Source organism: Curvibacter lanceolatus ATCC 14669, assembly GCF_000381265.1.
In the GTDB taxonomy this organism is placed as follows: Bacteria; Pseudomonadota; Gammaproteobacteria; order Burkholderiales; family Burkholderiaceae_C; genus Curvibacter; species Curvibacter lanceolatus.
In genome coordinates this window covers 120,060-144,605 of the sequence record NZ_KB906256.1, presented here as the reverse complement: position 1 = coordinate 144,605, position 24,546 = coordinate 120,060, and the positions used below count along the sequence as shown (strand labels likewise).

The window sequence follows — 24,546 nt, the reverse complement described above, 5'->3', positions numbered from 1 at the left end:
CACGGCAGCTCACTTGCCGCCGTGGACCACCGCAGGCGGTGGGGGTGTTTGCGGGTAGCGCTGCTTCAGCAGGTACAGCAGCTGGGCCTTGGCCTCGGGCCATTCGCCGGCGCTCATGCTGTACATCACGGTGTCGCGCACCGTGCCGTCGCGGCGCAGCGCATGGTGGCGCAGCACGCCGTCCTTGCGCGCACCCAGGCGCTCGATGGCCTTTTGCGAGGCGTGGTTGAAATTGTCGGTGCGCCAGCCCACCAGGGCACAGCCCAGGGTGTCGAAGGCATGGCTCATCAGCAGGTACTTGGCCGTGGTGTTGACGTGGGTGCGCTGCACCCGCTGGGCGTACCAGGTGTAGCCGATCTCGACGCGGCGGATGGCCGGCACGATGTCGTGGTAGCTGCTGGTGCCGATCAACTGGCCGCTGGCCTCTTCGATCACGGCCAAGGCGAAGCGGTTGCCGGCTTCGCGCATCTGCAGCGCGGTCTCGATGTAGGCGCGGGTCTGGCCGGGCTCGGGCACCGAGGTGACGCGGATGTTCCACAGCTCGCCATCGGCGGCGGCAGCGGCCAGGCCGGCCTCATGGGCCAGGCTCAGGGGCTCGAGGCGCACACCGTTCAGGCTGAGGGTGACGGGTTCGACAAAAGACATGGTTTCTCCGGGGCCATGCGGGCGCCGCACTGCGGGGGGCAGGGCGGGCAGCTCGGGAGGGTTCAGCGGTTGCGCTGGTTCATGAAGACCAGCTTTTCGAACAGGGTCACGTCCTGCTCGTTCTTCAGCAGGGCGCCCACCAGCGGCGGCACGCTGACCTTGGCGTCGGCGCTTTGCAGGGCCTCGAGCGGGATGTCTTCGGCCACCAGCAGCTTGAGCCAGTCGAGCAGCTCGGAGGTGCTGGGCTTCTTCTTGAGGCCGGGCAGGTTGCGCACGTCGTAGAAGGTCTTCATGGCCGCTGCCAGCAGCTCGGCCTTGAGCGTGGGGAAGTGCACGTCGACGATCTTCTTCATCGTGTCGGCGTCGGGGAACTTGATGTAGTGGAAGAAGCAGCGGCGCAGGAAGGCGTCGGGCAGTTCCTTCTCGTTGTTCGAGGTGATGAACACCAGCGGGCGGTTCTTGGCCTTGATCAGTTCACGGGTCTCGTAGCAGTAGAACTCCATGCGGTCGAGTTCGCGCAACAGGTCGTTGGGAAACTCGATGTCGGCCTTGTCGATTTCGTCGATCAGCAGGGCCACCGGCTGCTCGGCCGTGAAGGCTTGCCACAGCACGCCCTTGACGATGTAGTTCTCGATGTCCTTGACGCGCTCGTCGCCGAGTTGCGAGTCACGCAGGCGACTGACCGCGTCATATTCGTACAGGCCCTGCTGGGCCTTGGTGGTTGATTTGATGTGCCATTGCAACAGTGGCAGGCCCAGCGCTTCGGCCACTTCCTCGGCCAGCATGGTCTTGCCGGTACCGGGCTCGCCCTTGACCAGCAAGGGCCGTTTGAGGGTGATGGCCGCATTCACGGCGAGCATCAGGTCTTGAGTGGCGACGTAATTTTGTGAGCCTTGGAATTTCATGGACAAGTGTTCGCTTAACAGATGTGTTGCAGAAGCGGGGCTCGATATAATCAATCGTTGATTTTTCTCAATCCCCTCGGTACCCAATCATCCATTTGATTGTGCTCGCAAAATGAACAAGATGTTGACAACGGTATTTGCCCTTGCTGTCGCTTCCGTGACCGCTTTTTCGTCGACCGTCCACGCTCAGGAGGTCAAAGCAGATGTCAACGCCAAGGTGGCGATGTGCATCGGTTGCCATGGGATTGATCGCTACCAGGCGACCTTCCCCGAGGTCTACAAGGTGCCGCGCATTGCCGGCCAGGGCGAGAAGTACATCGCCGCTGCCTTGACCGCCTACAAGAAGGGCGACCGCAAGCACCCCACCATGCGTGGCATCGCCGATTCGCTGAGCGAGCAAGACATCGCCGAGATCTCGGCCTATTACGCCCAACTGGGCCGTGTCGAAGGCGCCACGCTGCCCGACAAGCCCAGCCGCGAGCCCAACGCCCAGGTGGCCGCCTTGCTGAACAAGGGCGCTTGCGTGTCCTGCCACGGCGCCAACTTCGCCAAGCCCATTGACCCCTCGTACCCCAAGATCGCCGGCCAATACAGCGACTACCTGTATGTGGCGCTCAAGTCCTACCAGATGAGCAACAGCCCGGTGATGGGCCGCAACAACGCCGTGATGGGGGGCGTGGCCAAGCAGTTCTCGCACGCAGAACTCAAGGCCCTGGCCTCGTATGTGAGCACGCTCGACGGCGACCTGAAGACCGTGCCTGAGTCGCGCTTCCGCTGATCAAGCCTTGGGCGCTGCAGGCGCCCTGGACATGAAAAAAGCCGCTGATGATTCAGCGGCTTTTTGTTTTCTGCCGAAGCAGGTTTGTTGGGGCGCTCAGTCGCGTGTGGCGGCGCGTTGCACGCTGTCGATGTAGGCATGCCCATCGGGGGGACGGCCGCTGCGCTGGCTTTCCCACAGCATGCGGCCCAGGAACTCCATGGTTTCGTGGTGGGCGCCGTGCAGGGAGTCGCGGCGTGCGGTCAGCAACTCGACCGCCTGGCGGATGCCGCGCGGCTGGTCGATGCTGCATTGCTCGCTGATCGACAGGTGCATCGACAGGTGCAGAAAGGGATTGGTCTCGCCTTTCTGGCTGTCGTACACGCGGGCCACGGCCGCGTCGGCATCGGCCAGATCGGCGTGGTATTCGGGGTGCTCATCGATCCACTGACCGGTCAGGGTTTCGATGGCTTCCATGGCCAAGCCTTGGCGGGACTTGGCATAGACCGAGCAGAAGAAGCGACGAACGTCGTCTTGAGAGGGGTTGAACATACGCCCAAGCGTATCACCCCGGGCGATGCCCCCACGCCCGCTGGTGCCCGTGGGCCCTCTCCAGGTGTCAGGCGCGCGGCGTGCCCACCATGCGCGAGATCGACTGGGCAGCCTGCAGCAGGTGGGGCAGCATGCGGTTCTGCATGTCGAAGGCATTGCTGCGGTTGGCCTGGCCGCTGATGTTGAGGGCGGCGATCACCCGGCCATTGCGGTTCACCACCGGGGCCGCCATCGAGATCAGGCCTTCTTCCAGCTCCTGGTCGACCAGGCACCAGCCCTGGTCACGCGCCTGGCGAACCCTGGTCAGTACGTCTTCAACTCGCGTCAAGGTGTGTTGTGTGCGGGCTTCGAGCGTCGCGCTCGCCAGGCGGCGCTCCACCTCCTCGTCGGGCAGGCTGCCCAGCAGAATGCGGCCCATCGAGGTGCAGTAGGCCGGCAGGCGGCTGCCCACGCCCAGGTTGATGCGCATGATCTTGTGCGTGGGCACCCGCAGCACATACATGATGTCGGTGCCCTCGAGCACGGCGGCCGAGCAGGATTCTTTCACCCGGTCGACCAGCCCCTCCATCACGGGTTCGGCCAGGTTCCAGATGGGCATGGACGACAGGTAGGCGAAGCCCAGGTCCAGGATGCGAGGCGTGAGGCGGAACTGGCGCCCGTCCGTCTCGACATAGCCCAGGGTTTGCAGCGTCAGCAGGATGCGCCGGGCGCCGGCTCGGGTGAGCCCGCTGCGGCCGGCGACTTCGGTCAGGGTCTGTTGGGGGGCCGCCGAACTGAAGGTCCGGATGACTTCCAGCCCTCGCGCAAAAGACTGCACGTAGCTGTCGCCAGGGCGTGGGGCGGCTTTCTCGTTGTCAGCTGTCATTGCCATGGTTGGGTCAATCTCCTAAAATTCATTGTGCGAACCAATGTTCTTATGGTGAACAATTTACATCTGTGTTGTCATCCATGAGCCGCTTGGTATGAAAATTTTCGGTCATGGGTGCTCACATCTGATGATTTTGTCCGTCTGGCCGCTAGGGTATGCCGTTTGGGCCTGTCTATGCCACTACCGTTTGGAGATATTTAAATCATGATTGACAAGATCGCCTCGTCAGTGGCAGAGGCTTTGCAGGGGGTGCAGGACGGTGCCACCGTGCTGATCGGCGGCTTTGGCACCGCTGGTATTCCACTTGAATTGATCGAAGGCCTGATCGACCAGGGGGCGCGTGATCTCACCGTGGTCAACAACAACGCGGGCAATGGCGACACCGGTCTGGCGGCCTTGCTGCAGGCCGGACGGGTGCGCAAGATCATCTGCAGCTTTCCACGCCAGGCCGACTCCCAGGTGTTCGATGGCCTGTACCGCCAGGGCCGCATCGAGCTGGAGCTGGTGCCCCAGGGCAATCTGGCCGAGCGCCTGCGCGCAGCAGGGGCGGGCATCGGGGCCTTCTACACCCCGACCGGCTTTGGTACCGAGCTGGCCTTGAACCCCGATGGCAGCCCCAAGGAGACCCGGGTCATCAACGGCCGTGGTCACGTGCTGGAATACCCCATCCATGGCGATGTGGCGCTGATCCAGGCCGAGCGCGGCGATCGCTGGGGCAACCTCACCTACCGGCAGGCGGCGCGCAATTTCGGCCCCGTGATGGCCACGGCCGCCCGTTGTACGGTTGCCACAGTGCATGAGGTGGTCGAGTTGGGCCAACTCGACCCCGAGGCCATCGTGACCCCCGGCATCCATGTCAGCCATGTGGTGCCTGTGCCCCGCCGTGCCACCACGGCCGGCGGATTCAAAACAGCGGCCTGAGCGGAGAACCAGCCATGACCCCCACTTACCAGCCCCGCAGCAAAGACGAACTGGCGCGCCGTGTGGCCGCCGACATCCACGACGGCGCCTACGTCAACCTGGGCATCGGCATGCCCACCCGGGTGGCCAACCACATCCCCCCGGGGCGCGAGGTGATCCTGCAAAGCGAGAACGGCATCCTGGGCATGGGCCCGGCGCCGGCGGCAGGGCAGGAGGACTACGACCTCATCAACGCCGGCAAACAGCCGGTCACGCTGCTGCCCGGTGGTGCCTTCTTCCACCATGCTGACAGCTTTGCCATGATGCGCGGCGGCCACCTCGACATCTGCGTGCTCGGCGCCTTCCAGGTCTCGGCCACCGGCGACCTGGCCAACTGGAGCACCGGCGAGCCCGGGGCCATCCCCGCCGTGGGCGGCGCCATGGACCTGGCCATCGGTGCCAAGCAGACCTGGGTGATGATGGATCTGCTCAGCAAATCGGGCCAGAGCAAGGTGGTGGCGCAGTGCACCTACCCCCTGACCGGCCTGGCCTGCGTGAAGCGCATCTACACCGACCTGGCCACGCTCGAATGCAGCCCCCAGGGCCTGCGTCTGATCGATGCCGTCGATGGCCTGGGCCGCGAGGCCCTGCAAGAGCTGATCGGCCTGCCCTTGCTCGATTGAGCCCGCCGCCCAACGGCACCGAACCCCGAAGAATTTCAACCCCGGAGACCAGAAAACCATGACACAAGCCTTTATCTGCGACGCCATCCGCACGCCCTTCGGCCGCTACGGCGGCGCGCTGTCCAGTGTGCGCACCGACGACCTGGGCGCCATCCCGCTCAGGGCCTTGATGGAGCGCAACCCCGGCGTCGACTGGGCGGCCGTGACCGACGTGATCTATGGCTGCGCCAACCAGGCCGGAGAAGACAACCGCAACGTGGCCCGCATGGCCAGCCTGCTGGCCGGCCTGCCCATCGAGTTGCCGGGCGCCACCGTCAACCGCCTGTGCGGATCGGGGCTGGATGCCATCGGCACGGCAGCGCGCGCCATCAAGTCGGGTGAAGCGCGGCTGATGATCGCCGGTGGGGTGGAAAGCATGAGCCGGGCACCGTTTGTGATGCCCAAGGCCGAAAGCGCCTTCAGCCGCGCCAATGCGGTGTACGACACCACCATCGGCTGGCGCTTCATCAACAAGCTCATGAAAGCCCAGTACGGGGTCGATTCGATGCCCGAGACGGCCGAGAACGTGGCCACCGATTTCGGCATCGAGCGCGAGGCCCAGGACCGCATGGCCCTGGCCAGCCAGATGAAGGCGGTGGCGGCGCAGAAGGCCGGCGTGTTCGACGCCGAGATCGTGCCGGTGACCATTCCCCAGAAGAAGGGCGATGCGGTGGTGGTGAGCCAGGATGAACACCCCCGTGCCACCAGCCTGGAAACCCTGGCCAAGCTCAAGGGCGTGGTGCGCCCCGACGGCACCGTGACCGCTGGCAACGCCAGCGGCGTCAACGATGGCTCGTGTGCGCTGCTGCTGGCCGATGAGCGCAGCGCCGCGCAATATGGACTGACCCCACGCGCCCGCGTGGTGGGCATGGCCACGGCCGGTGTGGCGCCGCGCATCATGGGCATCGGCCCGGCGCCGGCCACCCAGAAGGTGTTGGCCCTCACGGGCCTGAGTCTGGCCCAGCTCGATGTCATCGAGCTGAACGAAGCCTTTGCGGCGCAAGGCCTGGCGGTGCTGCGCCAATTGGGCCTGCAAGACGACGATCCCCGCGTTAACCCGAACGGTGGCGCGATTGCGCTGGGTCACCCGCTGGGCGCCAGCGGGGCGCGGCTGGCCACCACGGCGATCAACCAGTTGCACCGCAGCGGTGGCCGCTATGCGTTGTGCACCATGTGCATCGGCGTGGGGCAGGGCATCGCCGTGATCCTGGAACGCGTGTAAGGCGCGCTCAGGTCATTTCGGGGCGGGGTGGCGCGGGGGTGGGCCAGCAGGCTCAGAGCCGCCGCCAGCCCGGCAACTGCCAGTCGCGCCAAAGCGCCAGGCCCCTGAAGCCGGCCGTGCAAAGCGCGCACAGCATCAGGGCCGGTGACTCAGGCACCTGGGCCTGCACCAGCCCCAGGTAAAGCCAGCCGCCGGCAAAGGCGCACACCGCGTAGGGGCGGTGGTCATGAAAGGCCTTGGGGATCTCGTTGCACACGATGTCGCGCAGCACCCCGCCGAAGACGCCCGTGATCACGCCCATCATCACCGAGACCAGCCCCGGCATGCCCAGGTCGTTGGCCATGTCCACCCCCACGCTGGTGAACAGCCCCAGGCCGATGGCGTCGGGCCACTGGATGGCCCGCTCGGTGGGCTCGAAATGGCGTTGCCGCAACAGCAGCAGTGCCGCCAGGCTCAGGCCCAGGATGCCCCACACATAGCCCACGTGCCGCACCCAGAAGAACGGGCGCTGGTCCAGCAGCAGGTCGCGCAGCGTGCCGCCGCCGAATGCGGCCAGAAAGGCCACCACGCACACCCCCACCGGGTCGAGCTTCTTGCGGGCGCCCTCCAGCACGCCGGACAGGGCAAAGGCCAAGGTGGCCGCCAGCTCCAGCACATGCCGCAGCCAGGGCTCCCAAAATGAGACGGTGTTCATGGCCGGGCATTGTGCACCGGCCCATCAGGGGTGGCTGGGGCTGGCCGCTGTCATCGCCAGCGGCTAACATGCGCCGCATACCCAAGACTTGGAGACCGAAATGACGGTGGTTGTCGTCGCCAATCCCAAAGGAGGAGTGGGCAAGTCCACTCTCAGCACCCAGGTGGCTGCTTTCCTGGCCAGCCGGGGCCAGTCGGTGGCCCTGGGGGACATTGATCGCCAGCAGTCGTCACGCCTGTGGCTCAGCCTCAGGCCGCCCACGGCCGCTTCGATCTCGGTTTGGGATGTCAAAGATGAGGACAAGGAACTCTCCCGCCCCCCGAAGGGCGTGCAGCATGCGGTGCTCGACACGCCGGCCGGCCTGCATGGCGGGCGCCTCAAAGAGGTCATCCGCCTGGCCGACAAGGTGATCGTGCCCTTGCAGCCCAGCATTTTCGACATGTACGCCACGCAGGATTTCCTGAACCAACTGGCCGACATGAAGCGGGCGCAACGGGTGGAGATCGGCATCGTGGGCATGCGGGTGGATGAACGCACCATTGCCGCCGAGCGCCTGCATGAGTTCGTGGACCGCCTGGGCCTGCCCGTGCTGGCCACCCTGCGCGACACCCAGAACTACATCCACCTGGCCGCCAATGGGCTGGGCGTGTTTGATGTGGCGCCCGGCCGTGTGGCCAAGGACCTGGACCAGTGGCAGACCCTGTGCGAATGGTTGAACCGCGAGGCTTGACCCCTCTGCGGTGGGTTGTCGCCTGGCCGACAAGGGCGGTCCCGGGCCGCCGCTAAAGTGCTCGCATGAAAACCTTCCAGACCCTTTCCGACCTGGCCGCTTGCGTAGGCCAGGAAGTAGCCATCAGCGATTGGGTGACCATCACCCAGGAGCAGGTCAATCAGTTTGCAGAAGCCACAGGCGACCATCAGTGGATTCACATCGATGTCGAGCGCGCCAAGCAGGGGCCCTTCGGTGGCCCGATTGCCCACGGTTTTCTGACCCTGTCCTTGCTGCCCCGCTTCTTTGGCGAGACGCTGGCCGTGACCGAGGCCCGCATGGGCGTCAACTACGGGCTCAACAAGGTTCGCTTCCCGGCACCCGTGCCGGTGGGCAGCCGCCTGCGGGCCCGGCTGCGCCTGCTGGAGGCCTCGCCCATCGACAACCAGGGCTACCAGTTTGCCTGGGAGGTGACGGTCGAACGCGAAGGCGGCAGCAAGCCGGTGTGCGTGGCCGAGTCGCTGGCGCGCCAGTACCCCTGATCCCTCGGGGCTGCGCTCAGGCGGATGCGCTGGGCGCCGCCTGGGCACCCCCGAAGCCGTTTTGCCGCCAGGCCTCGAACACGGTCACAGCCACCGCATTCGACAGATTCAGGCTGCGTTGATCAGGCCGCATCGGCAGACGCAGGCGCTGCGCCAGCGGAAACTGCTCGCGCAACTCCGGGGCCAGGCCACGGGTCTCGGCGCCGAACACCAGCCAGTCGCCCGGTTGAAAGCTCAGCTCGAAGGCCGGGCGTGAGCCGCGTGTGGTCAGGGCAAACATGCGGTCCCGGGCGGGTTGCTCCTGGGCCAGAAAAGCCTCCCAGCTGGCATGCCGGCGCAGCTCGGCGTACTCGTGGTAATCCAGCCCGGCGCGTCGCATGTAGCGGTCTTCCATCGAAAAGCCCAGCGGCTCGATCAGGTGCAGGGTGCAGCCTGTGTTGGCCGCCAGCCGGATGACGTTGCCCGTGTTGGGCGGGATTTCGGGTTCGACAAGAACAATGTGAAACATGCCGCCATTGTCGCGCCCCCGGTGCGCTGTGGCGGAGGTCGGGGCCTTCAGCACGGCGCGGGCGTGCGGGCCAGCACGCAGGCATGCACCTCACGGGCCCCGCCGGCCTGCCGCAGCACCCGGGCCGCGCTGTGCAGCGTGGCACCGGTGGTCATCACATCGTCGATCAGCAGCACGCGGCGGTCTTTCAGCAGGGGCGTCTGGCCTGGGTTGAGCGCAAAGCTGTGGCGCAGGTTGCGCAGGCGCTGGGCGCGCGTGAGGCTGGCCTGTGCCGGGGTGTCCTGCAGCCGCCAGAGCAGATCGGGCTGCAGCCGATCCCGAGTCAACTGCTGCGCCAACAAGGCCGCCTGGTTGTAGCCGCGCTCGCGCAGCCGGTGGCGGGACAGCGGAATGGGGAGCACCCAATCGGCCTGCTGCACCGCATCGGCCACGCCGGGGGCCTGCATCATCAACTGGCCCAGCATACCTGCCCAGGAGGGGTCGTCATGGAACTTGAAATCGGCGATGCAGGCCGACCACGGAAAGGCATAGTCCAGCGCCGCGTGGCAGCTGGACAGGGTGGGCGGGTGCAGCAGGCAGGGCCCGCAAATGGGCTGGCCCGACAGCACGTGGATGGCGCAGCGGCGGCAGCGCGGCACTGGTCGCGCAAAGCGCCGCACGCATTCTTCGCACACCCGTTGTGCAGGCCAGGCCCGGCACACCGCGCACTGACTGGGAATGCGGGTCATCACCGCCTCGAAAAGCCGCCCAAGCATGGACTCAATATACTCGCGGGCGCATTGTCGAGAGCCCGCATGAACCACCCGTCACCCCCCACCATCGCCCCCTCAGCCGTGCAACGCTGGGGACGTGTCGCCAGCCAGGCCTCGCCCTGGTTGCATGAGGAGGTGGCCCGGCGGATGGAAGAGCGCCTGCAGTGGATCGTGCTGCAGCCCAAGGCCTGGCTGGACTGGGCGCCTGCCCGTGGCGGGCTGGAGGCGCACCAGCGCCTGCTGGCGCGCTACCCCAAGGCCACCTGCCACGTGCACGAACCCTTCGCCGTCGACCTGGCCCAGGCCCGACAACGGCATGAGCCCGCCTGGTGGCAGCCGGCCCGCTGGGTGGGGCCGGCGTCGCATCTGGGCTTGCCGGCGCCGGGTGGGGTGCAGATGGTCTGGTCCAACATGGCCCTGCACCTCAGTGACCAACCCCGGGCCTTGATGGATGCCTGGCATGAGTCGCTGGAGGTGGGGGGCTTTCTGATGTTCTCCTGTCTCGGCCCCGACACCTTGAAAGAGCTGCGCGCCCTGTACGCCGATGCGGGCTGGCCGGAGCCCGGGCCGGCATTCACCGACATGCACGACTGGGGCGACATGCTGGTCGAGGCCGGATTTGCCGAACCGGTCATGGACATGGAGCGCATCGTGCTCAGTTATGAGTCACCTGAGCGACTGTTGCAGGAGTTGCGCGAGCTGGGGCGCAACCTGAACCCGGGGCGTTTTCCGGCCGTTCGTGGCCGAGGCTGGCTGGCCGAATTGAAGCGCCGCTTGCAGACCCATGCGGCCCTCACCGAGCCCGCGCCGGGCCGCCTGAGCCTGACCTTTGAAATCATCTACGGCCATGCTTTCAAGCCGGCGCCCCGCATCCGATTGGCGCCCGAAAGTGCGGTCTCATTGGAGCAAATGAAGACAGTGTTGCGCCAGGGCAAAAAGAATTTGCCGCCTGTTTGAGAATTATCAAACCCCGCTGGTCTCTCGGGTAAACTTGGCCCGGGTTTTCTCAGGGCATTTTCCCGTGCAACCGTTTCATCGGGGGCTTGACGCATGTCAGATCTGGCATTTCGTTTTGCTTGCACCTCGGGTGGGGAGGTCGACTGGCGACTGCGCCGCAATTGCTCGGTGACACCGGCGCAACTGGCCTGGTTCTACGGCTCGATCTGTCTGGTATCGACGGTGATTGCAGGGCTGTGCTGGCACCTGGGAGCGAAGCTGGTGATGGTTTTCACGGGCATCGAACTGCTGGTGGTTGGTGTAGCGTTCATGGTGTTCGCACGTCATGCCACCGACGGCGAGCGCATCCTTCTCAAAGAGGGGCGTTTGCTGGTGGAGTTGGAGCAGGCAGGGCGCCTGGTTCGGACGGAGTTCCAGTCCGACTGGGTGAGGGTGGAGCCCAAGGGGGGGCACCTTTCCCTGATTGAGGTGTCCGGCCAGGGGCGGACGGTCGAAGTGGGGCGCTTTGTGCGCCCCGAATTGCGTCCGGTGCTGGCCAGTGAGATTCGAAGGGCTTTGCGAACCTTGTGACCTTCGGCGCCGCGGTTCGCTGGCACGGTGGCGTCAATTACATAGAGGCAATGAAGAAGTGAACACGATGAAGAGCATTTCCAACAAGTTGGCTTCGCTGCTGCTGACCGCTGGCGCCCTGATCGGCACCGCCGCTCATGCGGTCAATGACCTGCCCGGCGGCCCGGCCGTTCGACAGCTCAATCTGGCGCCCCCCGTGACCCGGATCGCTGAAGAGCAGCATTTCCTGCACTGGATGATGTTGATCATCTGCGTGGTCATCTTCGTGGCCGTGTTCAGCGTGATGTTCTATTCGATCTGGAAGCACCGCAAATCGGTCGGCTACAAGCCCGCCACCTTCCACGAGTCGACCACGGTGGAAATCATCTGGACCATCGTTCCCTTCCTGATCGTGATCGGCATGGCCCTGCCCGCCACCAAGGTGGTGGTGGCCATGAAAGACACCTCCAATGCCGACCTGACCATCAAGGCCACCGGCTACCAGTGGAAATGGGGTTACGACTACCTCAAGGGCGAAGGCGAAGGCCTGTCCTACATCTCCACCCTGGACGCCACGCAGCGCGCCATGTCCAACAACGGCGCCAAGGGTGACATCCCCGACAACTACCTGCTCAAGGTCGACAACCCGCTGGTGGTGCCGGTCGGCAAGAAGGTGCGCATCATTACCACGGCCAACGACGTGATCCACGCCTTCATGGTGCCCGCCTTCGGCATCAAGCAAGATGCCATTCCTGGTTTCGTGCGCGACACCTGGTTCCGTGCCGAGAAGGCCGGCGACTACTACGGCCAGTGCGCCGAACTGTGCGGCAAGGAGCACGCCTACATGCCCATCCATGTGAAGGTGCTGGCCGCCGCCGAGTACTCCCAGTGGGTGGAGGCTGAAAAGAAAAAGGCCGCGGCCAAGGCCGATGACCCGAGCAAGGTCTGGGCGCTGGACGACATCCTCAAGCGGGGCGAAAAGGTCTATGCCTCCAATTGCGCGGCCTGCCACCAGCCCAACGGCAAGGGTGCAGGCCCGATCAAGCCGCTGGACGGCGCGGCCGTGGTGCTGGATGCCGACCACGCACGCCAGATCGCAGTCCTTCTGAATGGCCAGAACAACGGTGCCATGCCTTCCTGGAAGCAGCTGTCGGACACCGACATCGCCGCTGTGGTGACCTACACCAAGAACAATTGGTCCAACAAGACGGGTCAGCTGGTGCAGCCTGCTGAAGTGCTCGCACTGCGCGGCAAGTAATCCGACGTCGCCCCTCCAGATTAAGACAAGGAAACATCATGAGTGCAGTTCTCGACCACCACGATCATGCGCACGACGATCACAGCCATGGCGCCCCGGCCGGCTGGCGGCGCTGGGTTTTTGCGACCAACCACAAGGACATCGGCACGCTGTACCTGCTGTTCAGCTTCACCATGCTGATGATCGGCGGTGTGCTGGCCCTGGGCATCCGCGCTGAGCTGTTCCAGCCCGGCTTGCAGTTGATGAACCCCGAGCTGTTCAACCAGCTCACCACCATGCACGGTCTGATCATGGTGTTCGGCGCGATCATGCCGGCCTTCGTGGGCTTCGCCAACTGGATGCTGCCGTTGCAGATCGGCGCCTCCGACATGGCCTTTGCCCGCATGAACAACTTCAGCTTCTGGCTGATGATCCCGGCCGCCTTGATGCTGGCCGGCTCGTTCTTCATGCCCGGCGGTGCGCCTGCTGCCGGCTGGACGCTGTACGCCCCGCTCACCCTGCAGATGGGCCCCTCGATGGACGCCGGCATCTTTGCCATGCACATCCTGGGTGCGTCGTCGATCATGGGCTCGATCAACATCATCGTGACGGTGCTGAACATGCGCGCCCCCGGCATGACCCTGATGAAGATGCCGATGTTCGCCTGGACCTGGCTGATCACCGCCTACCTGCTGATCGCCGTGATGCCCGTGCTGGCCGGCGCCATCACCATGACCCTGACCGACCGCCACTTCGGCACCAGCTTCTTCAACCCCGCTGGTGGTGGTGACCCGGTGATGTACCAGCACATCTTCTGGTTCTTCGGCCACCCCGAGGTGTACATCATGATCTTGCCGGCCTTCGGCATCATCAGCCAGATCGTGCCGGCCTTCGCCCGCAAGAAGCTGTTCGGCTACGCCTCGATGGTGTATGCCACCTCGTCGATTGCCATCCTGTCCTTCATCGTGTGGGCCCACCACATGTTCACCACCGGCATGCCGGTGACCGGCCAGCTGTTCTTCATGTACGCCACCATGCTGATCGCCGTGCCCACCGCTGTGAAGATCTTCAACTGGATCGCGACGATGTGGCAGGGTTCGATGACCTTCGAAACCCCGATGCTGTTCTCGGTGGGCTTCATCTTCGTGTTCACCATGGGCGGTTTCACGGGCCTGATGCTGGCCATGGCGCCGATCGACATCCAGCTGCAAGACACCTACTACGTGGTGGCCCACTTCCACTACGTGCTGGTGGCCGGTTCGCTGTTCGCGCTGTTTGCAGGCTTTTACTACTGGTCGCCCAAGTGGACCGGCTTCATGTACAACGAAACCCGCGGCAAGATCCACTTCTGGTGGTCGCTGATCGCGTTCAACGTCACCTTCTTCCCGATGCACTTCCTGGGCTTGGCCGGCATGCCCCGTCGCTACGCCGACTACCCGATGCAGTTCGCCGACTTCAATGCCGTGGCCTCGGTCGGTGCCTTTGCCTTCGGTCTGGCCCAGGTGTACTTCTTTGTGTTCATCGTGCTGCCGGTGATGATGGGCAAGGGCGACAAGGCCTCGCAAAAACCCTGGGAAGCCGCAGAAGGCCTGGAGTGGGAAGTGCCCTCGCCGGCACCTTTCCACACCTTTGAGAACCCGCCCAAGCTCGATGCCACCGCATCGCGCGTGATCGGTTGAGCCCATCCATTGACCTGATCCGCACCATGACCCCCGAACAAAAGAAGAGCAACCTGCGCCTGGGCCTGATCCTGGCCTCTGTGGCCGCGGTGTTCTTCATCGGGTTCATGGCCAAGATGGTCTTGCTCTCGCACTGAACGGACTCGCATGAGCCGCCTTGAAAACACCCGCATGGTTGGCAAGCTGGCCGTCGTGGTGGCAGGCATGTTCGCCTTCGGCTATGCCCTGGTGCCCATGTACAAGGCCATCTGCGAGGCCACGGGCATCAACATCCTGGCCCTGGTCGAGCGCGAGGTGCCGGGTGGCGGGCCCACCGGGCGCAACGTCAAGCTGCCGGCCAATACCCAGATCGATACCAGCCGCACCATCACGGTCGAGTTCGATGCCAACTCGCGCGGGCCCTGGCAGTTCAAGCCGGCCCAGAGTTCGCTGCAGGTTCACCCGGGTGAGTTGACCACGGTCATGTACGAGTTTCAGAACGTACAGGACCGCCGCATGTCGGCCCAGGCCATCCCCAGCTATGCACCGCGGCAGGCGGCACCCTACTTCAACAAGGTGGAGTGTTTCTGCTTCAACCAGTACACCCTGGAGCCCGGTGAAAAGAAGCAGTGGCCGGTGGCTTTCGTGATCGATCCCAAGCTGTCCAAGGACGTGAACACCATCACCTTGTCCTACACCTTCTTCGAGGTGGGGGGCAAGACGCCGCCGGCACCCGAGGGCCAGGCGGCCCAGGTTTCTTTGATGCCTGTAGCGGCTGTTCCTGCTGTGGGGGCCGGGTCATGAACCAGCCCCTCGGTACACCGTCACCGCGGCAACGCAAAGGGTCCTGGCTGCGCACCGTCAAGGCGGTGGCGTGGTCTTTCGTGGGCATTCGCAAGAACAGCGACTACCAGGAAGACACCGCCAAGCTCAACATCTTCCACATCCTTGCCGTCGGTCTGGCTGGGGCTGTCCTGTTTGTGCTGGGCTTGATTGCCCTGGTGCACTGGGTGGTTCAGTGACCGACATGGCTTGTTCCAGAAATTCAATCAGAGTTAGAGAGAGACAGGAGCAAAAATGAGTTCGACAACGCATGGTGGAGCCCCTTATTACTTCGTTCCTCACGAGTCACGGCATCCCGTGCTGGGGGCGATCGGCCTGTTCTTTGTGATCCTTGGCGCGTCCAACTGGATCAATGGCGGCGATTGGGGTCAATACTCTCTGGCCTTTGGCTTGTTGTGGTGGTTTGTGGTGCTGTATCAGTGGTTCCGTGACGCCATTGCCGAGAGCGAGGGCGGCCAGTACGGTCACAAGATCGACCTGTCCTACCGCTGGAGCATGACCTGGTTCATCTTCTCCGAGGTGATGCTGTTCGGCGCTTTCTTCTCGGCCCTGTGGTGGGCGCGCGCCCACTCGGTGCCGGCGCTGGGCAACCTCGAGAACGCTCTGCTGTGGCCCGGTTTCCAGGCCGCCTGGCCGGGCACCGTGCCCGGGGCCACTGCGTCGCCGGCCGGCACCATCGATGCCTTCCAGACCATGACCCCGTTCTGGCTGCCCACGATCAACACCGCGCTGCTGCTCACCTCGGGTGTCACGCTGACCATCGCTCACCACGCCATGCAGGCCGGCCAGCGCAGCAAGACGATTCTGTTCATGTGGGCCACCGTGCTGCTGGGCGTGGTCTTCCTGTTCGTTCAGGGCTATGAATACATGCACGCCTACAGCGAGATGAACCTCAAGCTCAGCTCGGGCGTCTACGGCTCCACCTTCTACATGCTGACCGGTTTCCACGGTTTCCACGTGTTCGTGGGTGCCTTGATGCTGTTCTTCATCACCCTGCGCCTGCAAAAAGGCCACTTCACGCCCGAGCGCCACTTCGGCTTTGAGGGCGCTGCCTGGTACTGGCACTTTGTGGACGTGGTCTGGCTGGGCCTGTATGTGCTGGTCTACTGGATGTGACAAGCCGTCAAGCTGACAAAGAAGCGCCGCAAGGCGCTTTTTTGTCGCCGTTTGGGCAATGAGCACCGGGCACGTGCTGGGGGGGGTGACCGGGCTGGCCCGGCCAGGCGCAGGGCGCGCTGCGCCTATGATGCTCAACGGCCGGCAGGGATGCCGGTCGGCTGAATCCAGCCCAGTTTCCAACTGATCAGAATGCATGCGAACAGCAGCACGGAAAAGCCGACGCGAAACGCCAGCGCCCGTGCCATGTTCGGTTTCTCGCCCGGCTGGCGCTTGCCTTTGAGCATGAAGAACAAGGCCGTTCCCAGGCTGAGCAAAATGGCGGCAAAAGCCAGAATGACGAGGTATTTCATGAAGGCGATTATCCCGTGAAGCGTTCCGGCGCGTGGCCCCACAGTTTCGGCAAAACCCAGCTCGACAAGCGCTTCGTCCTGATCACGGCCGCGGCGCTGTTGGGCGTGCTGCTGACGCTGGCCCTGGGCCGCTGGCAACTGGGCCGCGCCGCAGAAAAAGAACAGCTGCACCAGGCCATGGTGAGCCAGGCGGCCTTGGCACCCCTGAGCTGGCAGGACTGGCTGCAGGCCAGTCGTGCCGGGCAAGACCTGAACTACCGTCGCGTGATGCTGCGCGGTCAGTGGCTGGCGCAGCACACCCTCTACCTCGACAACCGCCAGATGAACGGACACCCCGGCTTTTTTGTGGTGACGCCCCTGGCCTTGCCTGGCAAGGCCGGCGTGGTGCTGGTTCAGCGGGGCTGGGTGCCGCGCAACTTCCAGGACCGGGCCCGCGTCCCCGAGGTGCAAACGCCTTCGGGCGAGGTCAGCCTGCTGGGGCGTGTGGCGCCCCCCCCGGCCCGCCTGCTGGAGCTGGGGACGGCCGCTGCCACCGAGGGGTCTTCCCGCATCCGGCAAAATCTCGACCTGAATGCTTTCAGCGAAGAGATCGGGCTGCGCTTGCAGGCGGGCTCCATGGTTCAGATCGATGCCAGTTCGGACGGCTTGCAGCGCGACTGGTTTGAACCCGGTGCCGGCACCGAGAAACATTACGGTTATGCATTCCAATGGTTCGGCCTCAGCGCGCTGATGGCCACTCTTTATGTCTGGTTTCAAATTGTCCGACGCAAATCCCGCTCGTCCTGATCTGCCGCCTCAGTCGCACCTGCAGCACCTGCCCGACTCGCCGCTGGGCATGACGGTGCATTCGATGCCCACGCCCGAGCAGATGGTGGGCACCGACGGTGCGCGCACGCGCCTGGGCCGCCTGAAGATGCTGGCCGTGCTGCTGGTCTGTGCGGCGCCCGTGCTGGCCTCCTACCTCACTTACTACGTGATCCGCCCCAGCGCCCACAAGAGCTATGGCGAGTTGATCGAGCCCCAGCGTGAGCTGCCCGCCTTCACGGCTCAGGCCCTCGATGCTCAGCCGGTGGCTCTGCCATCGCTCAAGGGGCAGTGGCTGTTGATCAGCGTGGCGGGCGGTGCCTGTGACGAGGCCTGCGAAAAGCACCTGTACCTGCAGCGCCAGTTGCGCGAAAGCCTGGGCAAGGACAAGGACCGGCTGGACTGGGTCTGGCTGGTGCCTGACCAGGCCCCGGTGCGCCCGGCGCTGTTGCCCGCCTTGGGCCAGGCCACCGTGTTGCGCGTGCCCCCCGAGGGCCTGAACGCTTGGCTCAGCCCCGCGGCCGGCCAGGCCCTGGCCGACCACCTGTACCTGGTCGACCCGATGGGCCACTGGATGATGCGGTTCCCGGCCCGGCTCGACCTGGCCGGTGCCGGCAAGGCCAAGCGTGATCTGGAGCGCCTGATGCGCGCCTCGGCCGGCTGGGATGAGGCAGGGCGCTGAGACCATGAACACGCTTCAGCCCGCTTACGACCTGTCGCCCCTGCTGCAGGTGATGCTGATGGGCGCGCTGGTCGCGTCCGGCCCCTTGCTGTGGTGGTGGCTGCGCCACCGCGGCAGCAACCCGCAGGGGCGTTTGCAGGCCCTGACCCTGGTCACCCTGTTTCTCACCTTCGATCTGGTCTTGTTTGGCGCCTTCACCCGCCTCACCGATTCAGGCCTGGGCTGCCCCGATTGGCCGGGCTGCTATGGGCACGCCAGCCCCCTGGGGGCGCAGGCGCCGATTGCCCAGGCCCAGCAGGCCATGCCTACCGGCCCCGTCACCCACGGCAAGGCCTGGGTGGAGATGGTGCACCGCTACCTCGCCACTGGCGTGGGCGCCTTGATCGTGGTCCAGTTGGCCCTGGCCTGGCGCCGCCGGCGCGAGATGCGCCGCCAGGGGCGGCGTGGCCCGGGTCTGGGTTGGCCTGTGCTGACCCTGCTCTGGGTCTGTCTGCAAGGCGCTTTCGGGGCCCTGACCGTGACCATGAAGCTGTTCCCGGCCATCGTCACCCTGCACCTGGCGGGTGGTCTGATCTTGTTGGTGCTGCTGGCCGTGCAGGTGGCGCGCAACGGCCTGGCCGAAGGCACTCTGCGGCCCGTGTCGGTGTCGTCAGGTCTGTACCTGCTCACAGCGGCTGCGGCCCTGCTGCTGACGGCCCAGGTGCTGTTGGGCGGCTGGGTCAGCACCAATTACGCGGTGCTGGCCTGCAGCAGTTTCCCCCAGTGCCAGGGCCAATGGTGGCCCGAGATGGACTGGACGGGCGGCTTTGAACTATGGCGCCCGCTGGGGCAGTTGGCCAATGGCGAGCAACTCACCTTTGCGGCCCTCACGGCGATCCATGTTGCCCACCGGCTGGCCGCGGGCGTGGTGCTGCTCTGCCTGGGTGCACTGAGCTGGCGTCTGTGGCAGGTTCCCGCCTTGCGGGGGCAGGCACGCTGGTTGGCCGCGCTGTTGCTGTTGCAGGCCCTGACGGGTTTGAGCAACGTGGTGCTGGGCTGGCCGTTGGTGGCTGCCGTGGCCCACACCGGCGGTGCCGCCGCCCTGGCCCTGGTGTTGACGCGGGTGCTGACCCTCAGCAGCCCCCGTGGTGCCTATTCCTCTTCTGTATCCCTGAGCGCATCGAGACTGTCTGCATGAGTGTCGCCCCTTCTGTTTCCTACCCCTCCCTGGCGCGGCAGTTCTATGCGCTGACCAAACCCCGGGTGGTTCAACTGATCGTGTTCTGTGCCTTGATCGGCATGGTCCTGGCCGTGCCGGGTGTGCCCAGTCTGTCGGATGTGGGCCTGGCCGCGGTGGCCTCGCTGGGCATCTGGCTGGTGGCGGGCGCGGCGGCGGCTTTCAATTGCCTGGTTGAAAAAGGCATCGACGCCAAGATGAAGCGCACCGCCTGGCGCCCCACCGCCAAGGGGGAGTTGAGCGACCGCCAGTCGCTGGTGTTCTCGGCCCTGCTGTGCACGGCCGGCTCGGTGGTGCTGTATGTGTGGGTCAACCCGATCACCATGTGGCTGACCTTTGCCACGTTTGTGGGCTATGCGGTGGTCTACACCGTGATCCTGAAGCCGTTGACGCCGCAGAACATCGTCATCGGCGGGGCCTCGGGCGCCATGCCCCCGGTGCTCGGCTGGGCCGCCATGACGGGCGATGTGAGCCCCGAGGCGCTGATCCTGTTCCTGATCATCTTCCTCTGGACGCCGCCCCACTTCTGGGCCCTGGCCCTCTACCGGGTCGAGGACTACCGCAAGGCCGGCCTGCCCATGCTGCCCGTCACCCATGGCAATGAGTTCACCCGCCTGCAGGTGCTGCTGTACACCTTTGTGCTGTTTGCGGGTTGTCTGATGCCTTTTGTCTACGGCATGAGTTCCTGGTTCTACCTGGTCGCGGCCGTGCTGCTCAGTGGCGGCTTCATCGCCTATGCCTTCCGCCTGTGGCGCTCCTATTCGGATGATCTGGCGCGCCGCACCTTCCGTTTTTCGCTGATCCACCTGAGCCTGCTGTTTGCAGCCCTGTTGATCGACCACTACCTGTTCTGATGCCATGAAGAAACGACAAGCGCTCCAATGGGGCTTCACTGTGCTGGGGGCGGCCCTGGCCGCCAGCCTGATGACGGCCTGTGCCCCGGCCAAGACCGAGTTCAAGTCGGTGGACATCACCGGCGCTGAATACGCGCGCGACTTCAAGCTGCCCGACCAGAACGGGCAGGTGCGCACCCTGGCCGACTTCAAGGGCAAGGCGGTGGTGGTCTTTTTTGGCTACACCCAATGCCCGGATGTCTGCCCGACCACCATGTCGGAGATGGCCGAGGTCAAGCGTCAACTGGGCGCCGATGGGGAGCGCCTGCAGGCCATCTTCGTGACGGTGGACCCGGCACGCGACACCGCCGAACTGCTCAAGGCCTACATGGGCAATTTCGACCCCACCTTCATCGCGCTGCGGCCCGAAACGCCAGAGCAACTGGCCGCGCTCGCCAAAGACTTCAAGATCTACTACAAGAAGGTCGAGGGCAAGACCGAGTCCAGCTACACCATGGACCACTCGGCCGGCAGCTACATCTACGACCCGCAAGGGCGGCTGCGCCTGTTTGCGCGCTATGGATCGGGCCCGCAGGCCCTGTTGTCCGATCTGCAGGCCTTGTTGCGCGCCTCCTGATCGGCTGGATCAGGCGGTTTGATGCCGCGGCGCGGGCCTCAATCGGCCTGGATGCGCTGCTTCTGGATCACCTCGCCCATGCTGCGGGTGTCCGCCTTGACCCGGTTGGCCAGGCCTTCGGCCGAGGTGCCGGCCACCTGCCAGCCCATCTGGAACAGCTTGTCGCGCACCTCGGGGGTTCGCGCAATCCCGCTCAGCAGGTCTGAAAGCCGGGCCACGATCGGCGCCGGCAGGCTGGCCGGGGCAGCCACGGCGTTCCAGATCTCCAGGTTGAAGCCTGTCACACCCGACTCGGCCAGGCTGGGCACCTCGGGGGCCAGCGAGCTGCGGGTGGACGACGTCACGCCGATGGCGCGCAGTTTGCCCGCCTTCACCTGGGCCAGCGCCAGGCCCGGTGGCAACAGCGCGAGCTGAACCTGGGCGCCCAGCATGGCCGTGATCACCTGCGGGTTGCCCGGGTAGGGCACGTGCACCGCCCCCAGGTGGGCGCGTGCCTTCAACATTTCCATGCCCAGATGGGCCACCGTGCCCACCCCGGGTGAGCCATAGCTCCATTGCTCACCGGCTTTGCGTGCGGCCTCCAACACCGCTTGTGGGGTGGTGCCGGGCAGGCTGGCGGGGCCGGCCAGGATCAGCGGGGCCGTGGCGATCAGGCTCACCGGGGCCAAGTCCTTGAGCGGGTCGTAATGGATCTTCGGGTTGAGTAGACGGGCAATCGTCATATTGCCGTTGATCATCAGGCCCAGGGTGTGGTTGTCGGTGGCATGGGCCACGGTCTCGGCGGCAATGTTGCCACCGGCCCCCACCCGGTTCTCCACGATCACCGGCTGCCCCAGCGCCTTGGACAGGGGCTCGGCCAGGGTGCGGGCCATCAGGTCGGGCGACGATCCGCCAGGAAAGCCCACCACGATGCGCAGCGTCTTGTTGGGCCAGTTGGCGGGTGTCTGGGCCAGGGCGGGCAGGGTCAGGCCGCCCAAAGTCAGGCCCAGGGCCTGGCGGCGTGAAATGGAAGTTGGCATGGCAGCGGCTCCGCGCATTGCAAATCAGTACAAGGGCCAACAGTGTGCCCCATGACGGGGCGTCGCCCACCTCAGAAAAGACCAGACAGCAAAAAGCCGGACGGATCCGGCTCTTGTGGGATGGGCAGCAGAGGCGCGTCAGGCGAATTCGGCCAGCGTCTTCTTCATTTTCTTCATCGCCGCCACTTCGATCTGGCGGATGCGCTCGGCGCTCACCTTGTACTCGGCAGCCAGCTCGTGCAGGGTCATGCCGCCCGAGCCGTCGTCATTGACCTTGAGCCAGCGCTCTTCCACGATGCGGCGGCTGCGTTCGTCCAGGCCATTGAGTGCGCTGGCAATGCCGTCGCTGGCCAGCACGTCGCGCTGGCGCGATTCGATCATGGCGGTGGGCTCATGGGCCGCGTCGGCCAGGTAGGCGATCGGGCCAAAGGCCTGGTCGGAGTCTTCGGACGGGCTCGGGTCCAGCAGCACGTCGCCACCCGCCATGCGGGTTTCCATCTCCATGACCTCTTCGCGCTTCACGTTGAGCTGTTGGGCCACCACGTCAATCTCGTGCTCGCTCAGCGTGTCGCGGTGCGTGCTGCCTTCGTCCATGGCGTCGGCCTTGAAGCCTTGCTTCATGGAGCGCAGGTTGAAGAACAGCTTGCGCTGGGCCTTGGTGGTGGCCACCTTGACCATGCGCCAGTTTTTCAGGATGTACTCGTGGATTTCGGCCTTGATCCAGTGCAGCGCGTAGCTGACCAGGCGCACGCCCTGATCCGGGTCGAAGCGCTTGACGGCCTTCATCAGGCCCACGTTGCCTTCCTGGATCAGGTCGCCTTGCGGCAGGCCATAGCCCAGGTACTGGCGCGACACCGACACCACCAGGCGCAGGTGCGACAACACCAGCCGGCCGGCGGCCTCGACGTTGTTGTCGTCGCGCAGCTGGCGGGCGTACTTTTGTTCTTCTTCGAGGGTGAGCATGGGCAGGCGGTTGACGGCCGAGATGTAGGCGTCAAGGTTGCCCAGGGCAGGCACCATGGACCACGGGTTGGCCGGGGTGATGGCAGTGGCTGCAGCGGTCATTGAAGTTTGGATTTTCATACCAGAAATCCTTTCCATGGCGGAATATTAGCACTCTCTGTGACCGAGTGCTAAATCGAAAGTTCCCGCCCTTTTTTGCGCCAGGGCATCCGAGGTAAATGGGGTGAAAAAAGGCAGCTTCAAGGCGCGAGGCAGGCCGCTTGGTGGCCTGCAGCCTGCTGGATTACTGCGTTGGCCACCCCCGGTTCTGTCCCCGTCAGGCTTGGACAAGCTTGTGGACAAGCCGTGCCCTGTGCGTTGAATCAGTGCCTAAGTGCTTGATTTGAAAGAGATGTCCTTGCGCTGCCTGTTTTTTGGGCAGCGCGAGAGAGACGGGCTTCAGCGCGGTGATTTCAGCACGTCGCGGTACATGGGCGCCAGCAGGGCCAGCAGGCGGTTCTGGGTGCGAAAAGGCACGCCTTGCTCGTCCAGGGCCTGTTGCAGGTCTTCGACCAGGGCGTTGAAGTGCGCCATGGTGAGGGCCAGGTCCTCGTGGGCATCTTTCATGGAGTTGCCTTCGTAGTGGCAGGGCCCACCCGTGAGTTCACACAGCTGATCCGTGATCTGGCCCTGCAGACCCTTGAGTTTGATGCCCTTGAACTTGTCGGCGATGCGCGGGTTGGCTGCCGAGCGCTTGAGCATGCCGGCCACCACGGCGTCGATGCCGGCGCGCTCCCCCAAGGCCTGGTACAGCCCGGCATCGGCGGGCCGGGCGGGCACGTAGCGGTCGGGTTCGGCGCTGGTGGCGGAGGCGGCCAGCAGCATCAAGCTGGCCAGGGCAAGGTGCAGAAATCGGGTTGGCATGGGGGTGTGCTGGAGGAGGCTGCTGGAGGCGCTCAGAAACTGACCTGGCCCGACAGGTACCAGCCCCGTTGCCGGCGTTGCTCGGTCACGCCGGGCACGATGCGGCCCAGGTCCACATAGGCGGCGGTCAGCGAGACGTTGCGTTGCGGTGCCCAGGCCACAAACAGGTCTTTCCAGTCGTCCTGGCGCAAGGCATTGCCCAGGCCGGCAGCGCGCCCCACGGCTTCCAGGTTGTTGGGCATGAAGCGGTATTCCGCGCCCACGGCCAGGTCCTTGCGCAGCAGGTAGGCCACGCTCAGTTCGGGGTTCAGGCTGGCGCTGTGGCGCCCCGGGGCGGCCGAGCCGAAGCCCAGCAGCCCGCCCTGGTTGGCCTGGGTGTAGCGCAGCGTGGCGTTGAGCAGCAGGCCCTGGGCCAGCCACAGCTTGGTGGCCGAGACATACACATCGGTGCCCGAATTGCGCACGCCCAGGAAGTTGAACACCGGCTGCAGCGAGGCAGCCTGGGTGTGTTTGTGCTGCAGGCCCACCGCCACCTGGGGCATCAGGGTGTCGCTGTCCAGGATGGCATCACCGGCCAGCCGCAGCTTGGCGCCCAGCACGTCCATCTTGAGGTGCGGGCCGGGCTGCACGTCAAAGCCCAGCGCATTGAGGGCGGTGGCCGGCCCGGCCGACAGGTCTTGCTGCCCCACCGACAACTCCAGCTGGTTGCGCAGGTTCAACGTCAGGGCATAGGTCTTCAGGCCATAGTCGTGGGTGGCCAGGTGGTTGAAGTTGGCGCTCAGCCCGATTTCACCGTCGGTGGCCTGGGTGCCGATCACGGCCCAGGGCACGATGCCGCCACCGGCCGCACCCTCCACGGTCGAGACCCCGCCGGTCAGCAGCAGCTTGCCCGATTCCGCATGGGCCCCATGCACCCCCAGGCTCAGAAACAGCGCCACCGACAGTCCAACCGGTGCATTCAGGCATGCGCGGGGCTTAGGCATGGTCATGGCGTGGAGGC

Annotated in this window: 31 protein-coding genes; 19 read left to right on the top strand and 12 right to left on the bottom strand. The window is 65.1% G+C overall.

The window, feature by feature from the left end; translation table 11 throughout:
* Positions 1–9: 9 nt before the first annotated feature.
* Both F624_RS0109480 and F624_RS0109475 read right to left on the bottom strand, forming a co-directional pair.
* Complete coding sequence (locus F624_RS0109480; RefSeq protein ID WP_019574057.1) at positions 10–645, bottom strand: GNAT family N-acetyltransferase; 636 nt, start codon at positions 643–645, stop codon at positions 10–12.
* Positions 646–707: 62 nt separating this feature from the next.
* Complete coding sequence (locus F624_RS0109475) at positions 708–1,550, bottom strand: AAA family ATPase (RefSeq protein WP_019574056.1); 843 nt, start codon at positions 1,548–1,550, stop codon at positions 708–710.
* A 112-nt stretch (positions 1,551–1,662) separates the two neighbouring features.
* Here F624_RS0109475 and F624_RS0109470 point away from each other — a divergent pair, with 112 nt between their 5' ends.
* Positions 1,663–2,328 (top strand): c-type cytochrome, encoded by a 666-nt coding sequence (locus F624_RS0109470; protein WP_019574055.1) that lies wholly within the window; start codon positions 1,663–1,665, stop codon positions 2,326–2,328.
* Positions 2,329–2,424: 96 nt separating this feature from the next.
* On the opposite strand, the gene F624_RS0109465 is transcribed toward F624_RS0109470, so the two are convergent.
* Both F624_RS0109465 and F624_RS0109460 read right to left on the bottom strand, forming a co-directional pair.
* Positions 2,425–2,859: a DUF1841 family protein gene (locus tag F624_RS0109465; RefSeq protein ID WP_019574054.1), complete on the bottom strand. Its 435-nt coding sequence runs from the start codon at positions 2,857–2,859 to the stop codon at positions 2,425–2,427.
* Positions 2,860–2,926: 67 nt separating this feature from the next.
* On the bottom strand, positions 2,927–3,724 hold the full coding sequence (locus F624_RS0109460) for an IclR family transcriptional regulator domain-containing protein (RefSeq protein WP_019574053.1): 798 nt from the start codon (positions 3,722–3,724) through the stop codon (positions 2,927–2,929).
* A gap of 207 nt (positions 3,725–3,931) precedes the next feature.
* Between F624_RS0109460 and F624_RS0109455 the strand changes: the two genes are divergently transcribed.
* The 3 genes from F624_RS0109455 to pcaF are packed head-to-tail and all read left to right on the top strand — an operon-like array spanning position 3,932 to position 6,571.
* Positions 3,932–4,648, top strand: a complete 717-nt coding sequence (locus F624_RS0109455; protein ID WP_019574052.1) for a 3-oxoacid CoA-transferase subunit A — start codon at positions 3,932–3,934, stop codon at positions 4,646–4,648.
* A 14-nt stretch (positions 4,649–4,662) separates the two neighbouring features.
* On the top strand, positions 4,663–5,310 hold the full coding sequence (locus tag F624_RS0109450; protein WP_019574051.1) for a 3-oxoacid CoA-transferase subunit B: 648 nt from the start codon (positions 4,663–4,665) through the stop codon (positions 5,308–5,310).
* A gap of 58 nt (positions 5,311–5,368) precedes the next feature.
* A complete protein-coding gene (gene pcaF / locus F624_RS0109445) occupies positions 5,369–6,571 on the top strand; it encodes a 3-oxoadipyl-CoA thiolase (protein WP_019574050.1) in 1,203 nt (400 codons plus the stop codon).
* Positions 6,572–6,623: 52 nt separating this feature from the next.
* Here the strand turns inward: pcaF and F624_RS0109440 are convergent, their stop codons facing one another.
* Entirely contained in the window at positions 6,624–7,265 is a 642-nt protein-coding gene (locus F624_RS0109440) for a trimeric intracellular cation channel family protein (RefSeq protein ID WP_019574049.1), read from the bottom strand.
* Positions 7,266–7,365: 100 nt separating this feature from the next.
* Between F624_RS0109440 and F624_RS0109435 the strand changes: the two genes are divergently transcribed.
* Positions 7,366–7,995 carry a ParA family protein gene (locus tag F624_RS0109435; protein ID WP_031254597.1) on the top strand — a complete coding sequence of 210 codons (630 nt, stop codon included), beginning with the start codon at positions 7,366–7,368 and terminating at the stop codon, positions 7,993–7,995.
* Between the two features lie 65 nt (positions 7,996–8,060).
* Positions 8,061–8,516 (top strand): MaoC family dehydratase, encoded by a 456-nt coding sequence (locus tag F624_RS0109430; protein ID WP_019574047.1) that lies wholly within the window; start codon positions 8,061–8,063, stop codon positions 8,514–8,516.
* A gap of 16 nt (positions 8,517–8,532) precedes the next feature.
* Here the strand turns inward: F624_RS0109430 and trmL are convergent, their stop codons facing one another.
* Positions 8,533–9,024 (bottom strand): tRNA (uridine(34)/cytosine(34)/5-carboxymethylaminomethyluridine(34)-2'-O)-methyltransferase TrmL, encoded by a 492-nt coding sequence (gene trmL, locus F624_RS0109425; protein ID WP_031254595.1) that lies wholly within the window; start codon positions 9,022–9,024, stop codon positions 8,533–8,535.
* A 47-nt stretch (positions 9,025–9,071) separates the two neighbouring features.
* Entirely contained in the window at positions 9,072–9,752 is a 681-nt protein-coding gene (locus F624_RS0109420) for a ComF family protein (protein WP_245573600.1), read from the bottom strand.
* A gap of 66 nt (positions 9,753–9,818) precedes the next feature.
* Here F624_RS0109420 and F624_RS0109415 point away from each other — a divergent pair, with 66 nt between their 5' ends.
* The 8 genes from F624_RS0109415 to F624_RS0109380 all read left to right on the top strand — a co-directional run bounded on the left by F624_RS0109415 (position 9,819) and on the right by F624_RS0109380 (position 16,136).
* Entirely contained in the window at positions 9,819–10,733 is a 915-nt protein-coding gene (locus tag F624_RS0109415; RefSeq protein ID WP_019574044.1) for a methyltransferase domain-containing protein, read from the top strand.
* Between the two features lie 93 nt (positions 10,734–10,826).
* A complete protein-coding gene (locus F624_RS0109410) occupies positions 10,827–11,303 on the top strand; it encodes a DUF2244 domain-containing protein (protein ID WP_019574043.1) in 477 nt (158 codons plus the stop codon).
* A gap of 67 nt (positions 11,304–11,370) precedes the next feature.
* Positions 11,371–12,540 carry a cytochrome c oxidase subunit II gene (gene coxB / locus F624_RS0109405; RefSeq protein WP_019574042.1) on the top strand — a complete coding sequence of 390 codons (1,170 nt, stop codon included), beginning with the start codon at positions 11,371–11,373 and terminating at the stop codon, positions 12,538–12,540.
* A gap of 38 nt (positions 12,541–12,578) precedes the next feature.
* Positions 12,579–14,198, top strand: coding sequence for a cytochrome c oxidase subunit I (ctaD, locus tag F624_RS0109400; RefSeq protein ID WP_019574041.1), 1,620 nt, complete (start codon positions 12,579–12,581; stop codon positions 14,196–14,198).
* A 26-nt stretch (positions 14,199–14,224) separates the two neighbouring features.
* Complete coding sequence (locus F624_RS35520) at positions 14,225–14,335, top strand: cytochrome oxidase small assembly protein (protein WP_019574040.1); 111 nt, start codon at positions 14,225–14,227, stop codon at positions 14,333–14,335.
* Between the two features lie 10 nt (positions 14,336–14,345).
* On the top strand, positions 14,346–14,981 hold the full coding sequence (locus F624_RS0109390; RefSeq protein WP_019574039.1) for a cytochrome c oxidase assembly protein: 636 nt from the start codon (positions 14,346–14,348) through the stop codon (positions 14,979–14,981).
* Positions 14,978–15,199, top strand: a complete 222-nt coding sequence (locus F624_RS0109385) for a DUF2970 domain-containing protein (protein WP_019574038.1) — start codon at positions 14,978–14,980, stop codon at positions 15,197–15,199. Before F624_RS0109390 ends, F624_RS0109385 begins: the two co-directional genes overlap by 4 nt.
* Positions 15,200–15,254: 55 nt before the next feature.
* On the top strand, positions 15,255–16,136 hold the full coding sequence (locus tag F624_RS0109380; RefSeq protein ID WP_031254591.1) for a cytochrome c oxidase subunit 3: 882 nt from the start codon (positions 15,255–15,257) through the stop codon (positions 16,134–16,136).
* Between the two features lie 134 nt (positions 16,137–16,270).
* On the opposite strand, the gene F624_RS0109375 is transcribed toward F624_RS0109380, so the two are convergent.
* Entirely contained in the window at positions 16,271–16,489 is a 219-nt protein-coding gene (locus tag F624_RS0109375; RefSeq protein ID WP_019574036.1) for a twin transmembrane helix small protein, read from the bottom strand.
* Between the two features lie 15 nt (positions 16,490–16,504).
* On the opposite strand from F624_RS0109375, the gene F624_RS0109370 reads away from it, so the two are divergent.
* From F624_RS0109370 to F624_RS0109350, 5 genes are read left to right on the top strand one after another with little or no spacing between them, the layout of a single operon-like run.
* Positions 16,505–17,275: an SURF1 family protein gene (locus F624_RS0109370; RefSeq protein ID WP_019574035.1), complete on the top strand. Its 771-nt coding sequence runs from the start codon at positions 16,505–16,507 to the stop codon at positions 17,273–17,275.
* The gene (locus F624_RS0109365; protein WP_031254588.1) at positions 17,232–17,975 is read left to right on the top strand and encodes a hypothetical protein; all 744 of its coding nucleotides are present in this window, start codon (positions 17,232–17,234) and stop codon (positions 17,973–17,975) included. Before F624_RS0109370 ends, F624_RS0109365 begins: the two co-directional genes overlap by 44 nt.
* A 4-nt stretch (positions 17,976–17,979) precedes the next feature.
* Positions 17,980–19,152 carry a COX15/CtaA family protein gene (locus F624_RS0109360; protein WP_031254587.1) on the top strand — a complete coding sequence of 391 codons (1,173 nt, stop codon included), beginning with the start codon at positions 17,980–17,982 and terminating at the stop codon, positions 19,150–19,152.
* The gene (gene cyoE / locus F624_RS0109355; RefSeq protein WP_019574032.1) at positions 19,149–20,045 is read left to right on the top strand and encodes a heme o synthase; all 897 of its coding nucleotides are present in this window, start codon (positions 19,149–19,151) and stop codon (positions 20,043–20,045) included. The genes F624_RS0109360 and cyoE overlap by 4 nt, the downstream gene beginning before the upstream one ends.
* A gap of 4 nt (positions 20,046–20,049) precedes the next feature.
* On the top strand, positions 20,050–20,661 hold the full coding sequence (locus F624_RS0109350; protein ID WP_019574031.1) for an SCO family protein: 612 nt from the start codon (positions 20,050–20,052) through the stop codon (positions 20,659–20,661).
* Positions 20,662–20,699: 38 nt separating this feature from the next.
* Here the strand turns inward: F624_RS0109350 and F624_RS0109345 are convergent, their stop codons facing one another.
* The 4 genes from F624_RS0109345 to F624_RS0109330 all read right to left on the bottom strand — a co-directional run bounded on the left by F624_RS0109345 (position 20,700) and on the right by F624_RS0109330 (position 24,535).
* Positions 20,700–21,680: a Bug family tripartite tricarboxylate transporter substrate binding protein gene (locus tag F624_RS0109345; protein WP_019574030.1), complete on the bottom strand. Its 981-nt coding sequence runs from the start codon at positions 21,678–21,680 to the stop codon at positions 20,700–20,702.
* Positions 21,681–21,818: 138 nt separating this feature from the next.
* Positions 21,819–22,763, bottom strand: a complete 945-nt coding sequence (gene rpoH, locus F624_RS0109340) for an RNA polymerase sigma factor RpoH (protein ID WP_031254585.1) — start codon at positions 22,761–22,763, stop codon at positions 21,819–21,821.
* 318 nt (positions 22,764–23,081) lie between these two features.
* Positions 23,082–23,546 carry a group I truncated hemoglobin gene (locus tag F624_RS0109335; RefSeq protein ID WP_019574028.1) on the bottom strand — a complete coding sequence of 155 codons (465 nt, stop codon included), beginning with the start codon at positions 23,544–23,546 and terminating at the stop codon, positions 23,082–23,084.
* Between the two features lie 32 nt (positions 23,547–23,578).
* The gene (locus F624_RS0109330; protein ID WP_019574027.1) at positions 23,579–24,535 is read right to left on the bottom strand and encodes a DUF3034 family protein; all 957 of its coding nucleotides are present in this window, start codon (positions 24,533–24,535) and stop codon (positions 23,579–23,581) included.
* Positions 24,536–24,546: the final 11 nt, after the last annotated feature.